Annotated in this window: 15 protein-coding genes and 1 tRNA gene; 5 read left to right on the top strand and 11 right to left on the bottom strand. The window is 62.1% G+C overall.

The window, feature by feature from the left end:
• Positions 1–29: 29 nt before the first annotated feature.
• Positions 30–2,384 (bottom strand): MMPL family transporter, encoded by a 2,355-nt coding sequence (locus RHP72_RS01875; RefSeq protein WP_042447716.1) that lies wholly within the window; start codon positions 2,382–2,384, stop codon positions 30–32.
• Between the two features lie 71 nt (positions 2,385–2,455).
• Positions 2,456–3,085 (bottom strand): TetR/AcrR family transcriptional regulator, encoded by a 630-nt coding sequence (locus tag RHP72_RS01870; protein ID WP_007731646.1) that lies wholly within the window; start codon positions 3,083–3,085, stop codon positions 2,456–2,458.
• Positions 3,086–3,335: 250 nt separating this feature from the next.
• Here RHP72_RS01870 and RHP72_RS01865 point away from each other — a divergent pair, with 250 nt between their 5' ends.
• Positions 3,336–4,445, top strand: coding sequence for a GGDEF domain-containing protein (locus RHP72_RS01865; protein WP_020968182.1), 1,110 nt, complete (start codon positions 3,336–3,338; stop codon positions 4,443–4,445).
• Positions 4,446–4,457: 12 nt separating this feature from the next.
• Here the strand turns inward: RHP72_RS01865 and RHP72_RS01860 are convergent, their stop codons facing one another.
• A complete protein-coding gene (locus RHP72_RS01860; protein WP_003943908.1) occupies positions 4,458–4,913 on the bottom strand; it encodes an Rrf2 family transcriptional regulator in 456 nt (151 codons plus the stop codon).
• A gap of 128 nt (positions 4,914–5,041) precedes the next feature.
• On the opposite strand from RHP72_RS01860, the gene RHP72_RS01855 reads away from it, so the two are divergent.
• On the top strand, positions 5,042–5,983 hold the full coding sequence (locus RHP72_RS01855) for a sterol desaturase family protein (protein WP_042921124.1): 942 nt from the start codon (positions 5,042–5,044) through the stop codon (positions 5,981–5,983).
• Here RHP72_RS01855 and RHP72_RS01850 read toward each other — a convergent pair.
• The 3 genes from RHP72_RS01850 to RHP72_RS01840 all read right to left on the bottom strand — a co-directional run bounded on the left by RHP72_RS01850 (position 5,949) and on the right by RHP72_RS01840 (position 7,445).
• Positions 5,949–6,287, bottom strand: a complete 339-nt coding sequence (locus RHP72_RS01850; RefSeq protein WP_050655588.1) for a DUF202 domain-containing protein — start codon at positions 6,285–6,287, stop codon at positions 5,949–5,951. The genes RHP72_RS01855 and RHP72_RS01850 overlap by 35 nt on opposite strands.
• Complete coding sequence (locus RHP72_RS01845; protein ID WP_003943804.1) at positions 6,288–6,638, bottom strand: YidH family protein; 351 nt, start codon at positions 6,636–6,638, stop codon at positions 6,288–6,290.
• Positions 6,639–6,761: 123 nt separating this feature from the next.
• On the bottom strand, positions 6,762–7,445 hold the full coding sequence (locus RHP72_RS01840) for a YceI family protein (protein WP_064073560.1): 684 nt from the start codon (positions 7,443–7,445) through the stop codon (positions 6,762–6,764).
• Between the two features lie 246 nt (positions 7,446–7,691).
• On the opposite strand from RHP72_RS01840, the gene RHP72_RS01835 reads away from it, so the two are divergent.
• Together RHP72_RS01835 and RHP72_RS01830 are read left to right on the top strand one after the other, a co-directional pair.
• A complete protein-coding gene (locus RHP72_RS01835; protein ID WP_003943953.1) occupies positions 7,692–7,865 on the top strand; it encodes a hypothetical protein in 174 nt (57 codons plus the stop codon).
• 98 nt (positions 7,866–7,963) lie between these two features.
• Positions 7,964–9,451 (top strand): DUF1254 domain-containing protein, encoded by a 1,488-nt coding sequence (locus RHP72_RS01830; protein WP_231915696.1) that lies wholly within the window; start codon positions 7,964–7,966, stop codon positions 9,449–9,451.
• 52 nt (positions 9,452–9,503) lie between these two features.
• Here the strand turns inward: RHP72_RS01830 and RHP72_RS01825 are convergent.
• From RHP72_RS01825 to RHP72_RS01810, 4 genes are all read right to left on the bottom strand, one after another.
• Positions 9,504–9,594 (bottom strand) — tRNA-Ser (locus RHP72_RS01825).
• A gap of 56 nt (positions 9,595–9,650) precedes the next feature.
• A complete protein-coding gene (locus RHP72_RS01820) occupies positions 9,651–9,842 on the bottom strand; it encodes a CsbD family protein (protein ID WP_003943869.1) in 192 nt (63 codons plus the stop codon).
• A gap of 138 nt (positions 9,843–9,980) precedes the next feature.
• Positions 9,981–10,442, bottom strand: coding sequence for a nucleoside deaminase (locus RHP72_RS01815; RefSeq protein WP_003943976.1), 462 nt, complete (start codon positions 10,440–10,442; stop codon positions 9,981–9,983).
• The gene (locus RHP72_RS01810) at positions 10,443–10,982 is read right to left on the bottom strand and encodes a tRNA adenosine deaminase-associated protein (RefSeq protein ID WP_003943823.1); all 540 of its coding nucleotides are present in this window, start codon (positions 10,980–10,982) and stop codon (positions 10,443–10,445) included. It abuts the gene before it with no gap.
• A gap of 48 nt (positions 10,983–11,030) precedes the next feature.
• On the opposite strand from RHP72_RS01810, the gene RHP72_RS01805 reads away from it, so the two are divergent.
• On the top strand, positions 11,031–12,005 hold the full coding sequence (locus tag RHP72_RS01805; protein WP_054827397.1) for a prephenate dehydrogenase: 975 nt from the start codon (positions 11,031–11,033) through the stop codon (positions 12,003–12,005).
• Positions 12,006–12,031: 26 nt separating this feature from the next.
• On the opposite strand, the gene RHP72_RS01800 is transcribed toward RHP72_RS01805, so the two are convergent.
• Positions 12,032–12,619 (bottom strand): putative glycolipid-binding domain-containing protein, encoded by a 588-nt coding sequence (locus RHP72_RS01800; protein WP_073512852.1) that lies wholly within the window; start codon positions 12,617–12,619, stop codon positions 12,032–12,034.
• Positions 12,620–12,807: the final 188 nt, after the last annotated feature.

Genomic DNA, 12,807 nt, shown 5'->3' with positions numbered 1-12,807 from the left:
GGGGGGTTAATAAAGGCGCACAGCAGAGATCAAGCAGATGCGGACTGAAGCTCCGCTTCCTTTTCTTCACGGAGGGCCTTGCTGAGCTTCTCACCCTCGATGTCGACGTTCGGCAGAATCTTGTCCAGCCACTTCGGCAACCACCACGCCTTGTCGCCGAGCAGTGCCATGACGGACGGGATGATCACCATGCGCACGATGAAGGCGTCGAAGAACACCGCCGCGGCAAGCGCGAAGCCGATCGACTTGATGAACGAGTTCGGTTCCGCGATGAAGGCACCGAACACGGAGATCATGATGACCGCGGCCGCACTGACGACCCGGGCGCCATGGTTGAAGCCGATGGTCACGGCCTCCTTCGCGCTCGCGCCGTGGACGTACTCCTCACGCATACGCGTCACGAGGAACACCTGGTAGTCCATCGCGAGTCCGAACACCACACCGATCAGGAAGATCGGCATGAAACTCACGAGTGGTTGCGGGTTCGAGATGATGCCCAACCAACCGTGCTGGAAGATCGCCACCGTCGCACCGAAGGTCGCGAGCACGCTGAGCAGGAAGCCGAGCGTCGCCGTCAGCGGAACCAGGATCGAACGGAACACCAAGAGCAACAAGATGAATGCAAGGCCGACGACGACGGCCAGGTAGGGCACCAATGCATCCTTCAGCGTGTCCGAGACGTCGCCTTCGAGTGCGGTCTGACCGGTGATGCCGTAGCTGACGCCGATCGAATCGTTGAGTCCGCCTTCGGCTCCACGAAGGCTGGACACCAGATCCATCGTGGCGGGGTCGGTCGGACCACTCTTCGGAGTGATCAGTACCTGCGCGGTGTCACCGGCCTCGTTGACCCCGACGACCTGTGCGTTCTGGACGTCATCGAAGCCCGAGATGGTCGAGACGACCTCCGCAAAGGCCTCCCCGGCGGGAACGCTGGCATCCTTGGCGTCGACAACGGCGATGAGCGGTCCGTTGCGACCGTCACCGAAGCCCTCGTCGATCAGGTCGTATGCCTGACGCGCACTGGTCGCCGGGTCACCGGTGGCCTCCGACGGCAGTGCCAGGCTCAATCCCGTTGCGGGCAGAGCCAATGCGCCCAGAAGCACTACTCCACCGATCAGCGGCACGAGCGGACGACGGACGACGGCACTGATGAAGCGCAGAGCCAACTTCGGCTTGCCCGAATCTTCGTCTTCGGACTCCTCAGCGCGCTTGCTGAGGAAGGGAATCTTGCCGGCAAAAGCCTTGCGTCCGAACATACCCAGGATCGCAGGCAGCAAGGTCAAGGCGATCAGAACCGCGATCAGCACGGTAAAGGCCGCTGCCGCACCCATATCGGAGAGGAACGGGATGCCGACGACGCGCAATGCAACCAGCGCGATGATGACCGTCAAACCAGCGAATACCACTGCGGAACCGGCGGTTCCGACGGCGCGACCTGCTGCTTCGGCACGGTTGTCGGTAAGGGTGAGCTCATGCCTGAACCTGGACATGATGAACAGCGAGTAGTCGATCGCCACAGCCAGACCGATCATGATCGCCAGCGTCGGAGTCATCGAACTGAGATCCATGAATCCGGTGGCAACCGTGATTCCGAGGCTGCCGATAGCGATACCGATGATCGCGGTGAGGAGCGGAAGCCCCGCGGCCACAAGCGAACCGAACGTGATGGCCAGAACGACTGCGGCAACGGCGATACCGATCAGCTCGGTGACACCACCGGGCATCTCCGCTTCCTGAGCAGCAGAACCACTGACCTGGACGTTGAGTCCCTCGGCCCGACCGACATCGGCTGCGGAGTTGATCGAATCACGCAACGCCTGATCGAGATCGGCGAAGTCACCGCTGAACGGAACCTCGACGTACCCGACTGTGCCGTCGGCACTGAGCGGCGACAACGCACGCGCGTCGTCCACGGCCTGTGTCTCGGAAGTTCCAGCCGCAGCAGCCTTTTCCTTGAACATCGCAACCATGGAGTCGTTGCCGGTAACCGGATTGACCAACGCCTTCGCGGCCTGTTCCGGAGTGGCAGTCGCCGGGTCCACCTTGGCAGAGTCGGCGACCTTGTCGATGCCACGAATACTCGCGAGCATGTCGTCCATGGCTTTGACGTTCGCCGGATCGGCCAGCGTCGTGCCTGCCGGAGCTTGCACTACGTATCGTGCGCTCAGCGAATCCATAGGATTGGGCGCGTCGGGAAAACGCTCCGCCATCAGGTCTTGCGCCTGCTGCGCCGGGGTTCCCGGAATGGAGAACGAATCCTTGGTGGGGCCGGACAGAGTCGCTGCCCCGACGCCCATCAGGACCAGGATTATCAGCCAAACGCTGAGGACCGCGCCTTTTCGCCGGTAGGCGAACTTGCCGATCCGATAAAGATAGGTGGCCACGACGGGCTCCTTGCTGTTTCGGTGCGTGTACGTGGACAGGTATTACGTGTGGGGCTCAGAGACGAGACATCTCAGGGACGCGACATCTCAGGGGCAGGCGGCGGCGCGGGCAACCCGGCACGAATCTGCCGAAAAGCGTCGTGAACCAACTCTTCCGGACTGGAAGCCTCCGACTTTCCGCCAGTCCAGACGTCGATCACCGACTTAGCGGCTCCGCCCACCGCTCCCAGGAGGAGCGTCGGGTACAGGTCCTTCTCGGCGTCGGTACCGGTGCGCTCCGCCAATGCCTGAACGACTGCACGGTTGATCCGCTGATGCATGTCTGCGGCATCCCGGTAGAGCGCGGGACTCGAATCCGACAGCAGCCAGATACTTGCCTTCTCACTCCCACTCGGACCTGAGTCGTTCACGATTTCGACCACAAGTTCTTCGAGGACGTCGAGAATTGGTTCGTCCGCGGGCCGTGACGCAAGCGCCTCGATCCACAGGTTCACCGATTCCTCGAAACTGGCGAGCACTGCCTCCTCCTTGCTGGAGAAGTAGTTGTGGAACGTCCTCGTCGACACTCCGGCCTCGGAGGCGATTGCGTCAGCGGTGACGCATTCGATCCCCAGCGCACGAGCGAGCCGTGCTGCCGCGCCGCTGAGTGCGGCACGGGTTGCTGCCTTCTTGCGGTCACGAAGGCCTTGTTCGATGATCACCCCAACACGGTACCGAACTTGCAGAGCTCTGCAACTTTGCAGAGGTCTGCAATATTGTGCGATCGAACACACGGCACGGAAACTCGAGGCGTACCTCACACTCACGCACGGCAAATGCCTGAACAGCGCGACAGAGAGGGTTGCGAGCAACTCCACCGCCTGACGCCCCCTGCCAAGTTGACGCGTGAATCAACATGGCCTGACATACTTTGCGGTGAATTAACCGCAATTTGCTCGGCGAAGGAATCTGATGGACCCGCTCCTGCACACCTGGCCGGTTTCGTCCACGGTGATGCTGTGGGGATCAAAGTCCGGACGAGGCTCCGTACTACGTCTCGTCCGTCTCACCATCGGGTTCTGCTCACTCAATTTCTCGATCGTGGCGTTCCTGTTTCTCCTCAGCGGAGAGGGCCCGGACGGACCGTTTGCGCGCAGTTGGCTCGTCGGCATTGCGGCCGTCAACCTGATCCCTACGATTCTCTGGTTTGTCGGCCGAATCAGAGGTTCACGCATGCTCAAGCTCTACGGACTGTGGGCGGATCTCGGAACTGCCTCGGTTCTCATCACCTTCACCAGCCATAACGCCGCCCTCTTCGGCGCGGCACTCTTTGTCGCCACCGGCGCCTACTTCACCTATTTTCTCGATTACCGCTGGTTGGCCTTCCATCTCGCCTTTGCCACGACATTTGTCATCGCCCTGACGGTGCTCGGCCTGACGAACGGCGACTACTCGACAACCAGCGTGATCGCACGCACGGACGTCGTCCTGTGTGCCGTGATCTTCATTCCGGCCACAATTCAGTTCACTTGGCGGCAATTACTCGCGCGCGCAACGGGATCCAAAGTGGATGCGCTTACCGGCCTGTTGAACCGACGAGGACTGTGGGACATGTCGGAGCGCATCTGGTCGGTCGCGTCGGCAAATCGTGCCGACATTGCTGTTGCCGTCGTCGACATCGACAAGTTCAAGGCGGTGAACGACACGTTCGGCCACGAAGTCGGTGACGCCGTCATCATCCGGACCGGAACGCGCCTGCAGGCGCATGTGAACGGTTTCGGTTACGCCGCGCGCACCGGCGGCGAGGAGTTCACCGTTGTGATGATCGGTACTCCGTACGGACTTCGCAAACGAATCGCGACGCTCCCCAAAGCCGTGGTGAACGCCTCCGACGACCCCCTGGCCACGGTCAGCGTCGGCGCAGCGACGCTACCTTTCATCCCACATCAGGAAGAGTTCGATTACAATGAGTTCTCCCGAGCAATCGTTGCGGCCGATCATCTGATGTACGACGCAAAATCCGCGGGAGGCAACACCGCGAACACTGCTCCTATGGCAGTTCCGCGTCGACGGGCACACTGAAACCGGGCTGTATCAGCGCCGATTCCACGCCTCGGGATCTGCCGTCAGTTCGTGAATGAACTCGGGCAACTCTCCACCTGCAACATCGGTGAGTGTGACATTTTCGAGCACAGCACGGAGGTTGACTCGCACTGCAATCCACACCTCCTTGAGGGGCGTTGCCGGTCCCCCGTAGTCGACGTCTTCCGGTCGCTGACCCCGAATCGAAGCCAGCGGTCCCTCGACAGCTCGTATGACGTCGGCAATCGTGATCTCGTCCGCGGACCGAGCGAGCCAGTATCCCCCGTCCGGGCCTCGACGGCTGTTGACCAAGCCGCCGCGCCGCAGGTCCGAGAGCACCGCTTCCAGGAACTTGTGGGGTATTACCTGGGATTTGGCGAGAAACTCGGCCTTGGCCGGGTCAGGACCAACTGCCGCGAGCTCGACCAGAGTCCGCACGGCGTAGTCCACCTTCGCGGTGATATGCACCGGCAATTCCTACCATCGTTCTATGAATAGTCGCAACAAACCTGCGAGTTCTTCGCCGCAAAGGGTTCCCTGACGTTACATTTTAATGCATGATGTAACGATCGGAGCTAAAGAACAGGACAAATCACGTGTGGGAAACCCTTCTCGAATCATGGAAGTCACTGCTCGAACCGCTCCATGATCCCGTTACGCTCGCAATCCCCGCGTTTGTCATCTTCCTCGCAATCGAATGGTTCGCGGCCCGTGCGCTCGAAGATCATCCCGACGACGCCGACGGACGCGCACGGCCGGCACAGGGCGGCTACCGAAGCGCCGACGCCAGAACCAGCGTTCTACTCGGACTCGTGTCGATCGCAACGAGCACCTTCTGGAAAGTGCTGGCGCTGATCGGCTATTCCGCAATCTGGGTGTATCTCGCTCCGTGGCACCTCTCGCCGACTGCCTGGTACACCTGGGTGATCCTGCTGCTCGGAATCGACGTCCTCTATTACGCGTATCACCGCATCGCACACCGAGTTCGAGTCATCTGGGCCACACACCAGGCTCACCATTCGAGCGAGTACTTCAATTTCAGCACCGCACTGCGGCAGAAGTGGAACAACAGCGGTGAGATCATCATGTGGCTGCCGTTGCCGTTCCTCGGGATCCCGCCGTGGATGGTGTTCGTCGGCTTCTCCGTCAGCCTCGTCTACCAGTTCTTCGTCCACACCGAACGTGTCGGAAAACTCTGGCGGCCCATCGAATTCATCTTCAACACGCCGTCACACCATCGCGTACACCACGGCTCCGACGCCGAGTACCTCGACCGCAACTACGCCGGAATCCTCATCATCTGGGACCGGATGTTCGGAACCTTCGCAGCCGAAACCCACCGGCCCACCTACGGACTCACGACGCCGGTCGGAACGTACAACATCTGGAAGCTCCAAACGCGCGAATATGCTGCCATTGCTCGTGATTGGAAGGCGTCGACATCGTGGCGGCAGCGAGCCGGCTACGTGTTCGGCCCGCCCGGCTGGGCGCCGAAAGCCGAGGTCACTTCAGCAGAATCCAAAGCCCCGTCGCACTGAGCAGGAGCAGAGCGACCGCGAGAGTTGCTCCCATACCCAAAGCGGGCGTTGCCTTTTCGGCCGAAAACTGGGCCAACCGCCTGGGCCGCGACCGACGTTCGTAGACCGTCACCGCGACGACGAGCACGGCAGCGACGGACGGGCCGATCAGGGCCACCGACCCGAACTGCGGCAACCATCTCAGACAGGCGGCAGACAAGCCGAGGATCGACAGACTCGTACGCACGAACGAGAGCGATGTGCGCTCGGACTGCAAGCCCTTGTCCGGAGGCTTGACACCTTCCGACGGTTCCAGCGCGGTCAATCAGTTCACGACCTCGACCACCAGGACGGTCGCGCAGATCACCAGCACGATGCCGACGACCGGCGCCATGAGCGGCACCGGCAACGAGCGCTCAGTTCGCAGTGCACGCTCGGCGCTGATCCAGTGGACAAAGGAAGTGATGGCGATCAGAGCACCGCCGACGAGCAACAACGCGGCCAAGCCGGAACGAACCGTCGGGTTGAGAATGTCGCCGCCGAACGCTTCGAGTCCGACGCCCGACGCGACGAAGGCCGTTGCAGTGCGGATCCAAGCCAGATATGTCCGCTCATTGGCGAGCGTGAACCGTGGATCGGGGTCTTCGCCCGTTCGGAACGGTCTCCACCGGGGCATCACCTGTTCATTCCGTCCGGGCAGAGATCGCACACTGCCTTCGGAACGGACAAGAAGAAAGGAAGGTCATGTCCTTAATCTTCCCTGCCCGCCCCGAAGCAGTGCGAATCGGGTGGACGTAATTCAGCTCGCGGCGAGTGAGACCAGGAAGTCCACCGAGCCGCTGCCGTCGACGGTGACGAAACCGAGGGACGGAGGCTCGACTCCGAAATCGGTCCAGGTGACCGGAATCGAGCCCGATGCGATCAGCGAATCACCCGAATGCAGCACGGTCATGTCGACCGACACCGGCTTGGACTGACCCTTGAGCGTCAGCGTTCCTGACACCGTGACCGTCGCCGTTGTTCCGTCCGTCGGTACAGCAGACAAGTCCACCGGCGAGTCGATCGTGAACGTCGCCGTCTGATACGTGCTGGTATCCATCACATTGCCCGTGAACTGGCCGTCGCGCCGATCCGAGTCGGTCTTGATGCTTGCCACCTGCACCGTTACTTCGCCGGAAGTGAGCTTTTCACCCTCGACAACCGCGTTTCCGCTCACCTCGCCAGTGGTTCCGACGACGGTCACACTCGATCCGTTGAGAATCTCGTGCACGGTGTACCCAGCTGCCGTCTGGTTGTCCCCCTGCCCGGCGACGACGGTCCATTGCCCGTCGATCGATCCGGACGCCGCCTCCGCGCCCTCAGTGGACACCACGGCCGCCGGTGCATCGTCTTCAGCGATGAACTTCCCGTACGCCCACGGCCCCACGAGCAGGGCGAGTACGACCACAACTACTGCTCCGCCGATCCACCAGATCTTTTTCATGGGCTCGACGATAGTTGCAGCTTCAACAGTTGTCAGGACTTACGACCTGGGAGAACCCTGTGAAAGTGCTCCACGAACACCGAAGGGTGAGCCGCGTCTACAGCCATTAGTAATCATTTGGTAAAGTCGACTGTGCATTCCGGCCCCCAGCCTGGAATGCCTGGGCCGTGCGCATCGAATCATGCATCGATCCCGATGCGCACGGTCTGCCCGAAACACGAATCACACCGATCGAGGGAGCTCGCGATGGCGGACCTGACGCTCCTGACCGACGACGAGTTACGCGAGCGTCGGATCGCCCTCAGTCGATCCCTCACTACCGCAGCAGATTTGATCCCCACCCCGCCACCCTCGTTCTTCGAGAAGCTGAAGCAGGACATCGATGCCGCCGCTGCAGAGTGGATCGCCCGCCGCTCCTGAACGTTCGAATTGCGCACACAGAACCGGTTTTCGATTTCCTCACCGGTTCACCCCGCAAGGGTGATGATGCAGCGGACGGTCACCGGCACCATGACTTCATGGACTCCCCGACCGACTCAATCGCACAAGGTTTCACGCCGGCACACGCTCAACTGGCGAGATCGGCCGGAGTTCCAGCAACGCTCGCCGCTGAGAGTTACGTGGAAGCCCTCGCCCGGATCGTCTATTACTGGGGCTATCCAGCTGTGGACACCTTCGGCCGTACAAACATGTGGGAGATCATGGATGGCAAGACCGGACTCCAACTCGGTCTTCTGCCAGGCGCCGCCAAGAATTACACAGGTGCCCTCACCGACTACATGAGCCCGGCGCAGCGGTGGGTCGTCTCACCCAACAACGACACGATCTACGGCGCAGGATTCGCCGATCTCACCGACGAAACCGCAGTGATACAGACCCCGACCGAGGTACCCGACGGCCATTACTGGACTATCCAGATCGTCGACGTGCTGACCAATGTGACTCACCAACTTGGTTCGGCGACAGGCACTCCCGGCGGAAAGTTCCTTCTGGTCGGACCTGATTGGGATGGCGAGTTGCCGGAAGACTTCCTCGATGTGCTTCGATCACCGACGAACGTGGCTGGTGTCTTCCCTCGCAGTTTCGCAGCACGTTCCGAGGCGTCCAAGCAGCAGGCGCGGTCGGTACTCGACCAGATCGGCATGTACCCCTTCAGCGAGGATCGACCCGGCCCGCGGTCCTTCGGCTACGAGGCCCACGCCGCGAACTCGATCTACCCTCAGGGCGTCACCGCCGAAATGTTGGCGGTCGATCCCGACGCCAGTCGACCTCAATGGGTGAAGCCGGAATCTTTCTGGACCGATCTTGCAGCAATGCTCGATTTCAACCCGACCATGGGCGCAGCAGACACCCCGATGGCTGATCAAGCCAAGACGCTTGTCGCACTGTATCGTTCGGACAAGTCGTACCGAGCGCTGCTCGACCGCGCCGCGCTCCGCGCCGACGTCGCCCTCCATCAATCGGCGAGCTACGTCCAAACCGGGGTCGACGCAGGCAACGGATGGCAACGGCAACGCAACAGTGGCCTGTGGGGCACCGACTGGTTCGGACGGGCGCTCGCGGCCGTCATCTACATTTACGTCAACGACTTTCACGAGGCTGTCTACCTCATCCGGGGTACCGACCACGACGGAGCGTTACTCCACGGCCGCGAGCGGTACACCATGACCTTCACAGAAGACGCACTCCCACCCGTCGACCGCAGTCGCGGCGGCTTCTGGTCTCTGACCATGTACGACAAGGACGCATTTATGCTCGCCGACGCACCGGGTAACCGCGTCAACCTCGGCACCGTCAATCTCGACGCGGGCGATCTCGTCTTTCGTGACGGGAAGCTCACCTTGCACCTGTCTCACGACGAGCCGACCGATCCGGATGCTCGTGCCAACTGGCTACCCGCTCCGCACGACGAATTTCGACTGATCATTCGCAGCTATGTCCCCGACAAATCAGTCCTCGATGAAACCTACCGATTCCCTGACGTCGTCCGAGCAACGGGACTATAGGCGCCACCAAGCACAAAAAAGCTCCCCACCTGCGTGAACAGGTGGGGAGCTTTGGCGGTGGCGGAGGGATTTGAACCCTCGGACGGGGGTTACCCGTCACACGCTTTCGAGGCGTGCTCCTTAGGCCGCTCGGACACGCCACCGTTGGTGACTTTACCGGATGGAGTGCCCGTGGCTGAAATCGCCAGGTGGAGCGGTATTACGTGAGCTTGTCCTTGATGCTGGACGCGGCGTCCTTGACCTTCTCGCCTGCATCCTTGACGGCCGATTTCACCTGGTCGCCCTTGCCTTCGTTTTCGAGGTCCCGGTCACCGGTAGCGCTGCCAGCAGCTTCCTTGGCCTTGCCCCCGAGGTCTTCGGCCTTGTTCTGAGCCTTGTCTGCGATTCCCATGAGTACTCCTCTGTGAACGCGAACGAATCGCCTTCCGACGATCCGCCGATGCCCTGACGGCATCTGCCTCCACCATGCCCTCGATTGATGGATCCGGCTACCCGAGTGTGCGATCACTCTCGATGGGGAATACCGAATTCAGGCCCGCTGCTCGCGGAAGAAATCTTCCAAAAGCCCAGCGCATTCGTCCTCGAGGACCCCGCCGCGCACCTGCGGCCGATAGGTCAATCTTTTATCTCGAACTACGTCCCATAATGATCCGACGGCTCCGGTTTTCGGCTCCCACGCCCCGAAAACGACCCGAGAAACCCGGGCGAGGACCAGAGCGCCCGCACACATCGTGCATGGCTCGAGGGTCACGGCAAGCGTCGCACCTTCCAGGCGCCAGCCGTCACCGTAGGTTTTTGCGGCAGCACGCAACGCGAGGATTTCGGCGTGCGCGGTCGGATCGGACGACGCTTCCCTGGCATTGGAGGCCCGAGCAACTTCGACGCCGTCTGCGTCGAACACCACTGCCCCGACCGGGACGTCTGCGTCGGAGGCGGAACGTGCGGCCACGATGGCCGCACGGATCATGCGCTGATCGTCAGCGAGAGTCATCTAGCGCGGGAGCTTGTCGAGCGCTGCGCCGAACTCGGATGCGAACCCGAGTCGCTGCGCGATCATCCCCAACTGCTCGTCCGGATAGAGATCGGTCTCGGCCGCGATGACGGCGAGCACGGGTTCCGGCAGGCCCAGATCGGCCAGCACGGACAGATCGCCCTCTTCCCAGGGTTCGACATCGTCGAGGTCGTCCGGGTCGATGTCGGGGATCTCGATGTGCAAGGCGTCGAGGACGTCGGCTGCGATGTCGTAGTCGATGGCGGCGGTCGCGTCGGAAATCAGCAACTGCGTGCCCGACGGCGCCGGACGCAACACGATGAAGAACTCGTCGTCGACGTCGAGAAGACCGAAGACGGCACCCGAACTTCGCAGCTCACGCAGCTGCGTTTCGGCGGCCGAGAGCGAGGTCAACGCGTCGGGCGTCAGTGCCTTGACCGTCCAACGCCCCTCTTCACGGACCACCGCGACACCGAAGCCTTCAAGCTCCTCCGACTGGTTCGAAGAGGCGCTCTTGTTACCCGCGCGCTGTGCACCCATGGCGCAACGGTAGCCCGCCTGGTGCCAGTGAGTGAAGTCCGAGCATCGATGTGCCAACCTGAACTCGTGTCTGCGATCGATTCCGCCCCACCAGTCTGCGTTCTCGGCCTCGGATTGATCGGCGGTTCGCTACTTCGCGCCGCCGTCCGATCCGGCCGCCGGGCGTGGGGTTACAACCGTTCCAGCGAGTCCGCCGACGCGGCCCGAGCCGACGGTTTCGACGCCGACACCGATCTGGTTTCAGTGCTGCAGAGAGCAAACGAAAGCGGCGCGATCATCGTGGTCGCCGTGCCGATGCCTGCCGTCGACGCCACCTTGGAGGCAATCGCCGCGCATGCGCCCGACAATCCGATCACGGACGTCGTCAGCGTCAAGGGTGAAGTGAAGGCCGCGGTCGAACGAGCGGGCTTGAGCGCCAAGTTCGTGGGCGGTCATCCGATGGCGGGGACGTCAGCTTCGGGTTGGGCGGTCGGGGATGCCGATCTGTTCGTCGACGCGGTGTGGGTCGTTGCCACCGACGAGGGCGTCGACGCAGACGTGTGGTCGCAGGTCGCCGACCTTGCACTCGACTGCGGCTCGGTCGTCGTGCCGGCCGAATCTCTCGAGCACGATCGAGCAGTCGCGCGAATCTCGCATCTGCCTCACCTGCTCGCGGAAACGCTTGCGATCACCGGAGCTGCCGGAGGCGAACTGGCTCTCGGGCTGGCTGCCGGATCATTTCGCGACGGCACTCGCGTGGCCGGGAGCGCTCCTGGCCTGGTGCGGGCGATGTGCGAGGGCAACCGCGACGCCCTGCTGGTCGCGCTGGACGAGGCGCTCGACCTTTTGCAGGGTGCACGTACCGATCTGCTCGACAACGGCTCGACGGCACGATTGGTGGACGCAGGGTTCGCGGCGCGCGGCGCCTACGAGTCGCACGAGCGGTGGGACATCGAAGACGTTCAGGCCGGAGAACCCGACTGGATCAACCGGATGCGAGACGCCGGTCGACGCGGCGGCGTCATCCGGCGATCCGCAACCTAGAACTACGCAACCTGGAGATACGAAACCTAGATACGAGTTGCCAGACCCGGGTAGTCGAGGACAAAGCCTTCGGTATCGACGGACAACGTCGAGCTGGACACCGGGGACAGCACACTGATTCCGTCGGCGCCGGAGCTGTAGGTGATGGTCGCACCCTCGACGCGCAGGTCGAGAAGGTTTACGTAGACGACCGGCACCTCGGCGTCTTCGATGTCGTTCTGCAGACCGACGCGACGGATGGGCAGCGTGTTGAAGAACGGGCTGAGGATCACGTCGACATCGAGTGCGCCATCGAACGCAGAGCGCTGGTGACTGGCGCCGTTCTCGACCATCCAGGTGCCTTCTTCGTCCCGGCTGATCGACATCTGACGCTCACCGGCGGCCAGGGCGGTCCGCACGGACAACCGGCGGGTGATGCCGGCCTCGTCGGTGACCAGGTCGTACGACGCGCTGAATGCCGGGTGCTCACTGCAGGCTCCACCGATGATCCGGCCGGAAGCCTTGATGCGATTTCCGTTCAGCTGCACACGAACAGACTCCATACGAGGAGCGTTGTGGGCCTGCCAGGTCAATACCGCGGGCCAGGACGCGTCACCGGAAGGTTGGATGCTCACCCGACCACGGTAATGGACGAACGGGCACGGAGCACCGCTGGTTCGGGTTATTGCTTCGATCAGGGACCTTTTAGGGACTTCGATCGGCCCCGAAGATCTCGATGTAAGGCGTTTCACAACGGTTCTTCCGTAAGGAGCACGCCGCGGACCGAATAGTTGGCAAACGGTGTCGGAGTTCTCGAGTACCG

Origin of the sequence: Rhodococcus sp. SG20037, assembly GCF_031763325.1 — a bacterium.
Lineage (GTDB): Bacteria > Actinomycetota > Actinomycetes > Mycobacteriales > Mycobacteriaceae > Rhodococcus_F > Rhodococcus_F qingshengii.
Note: the sequence above shows the minus strand (reverse complement) of the source record. Positions and strands in the feature narration are given on the sequence as shown.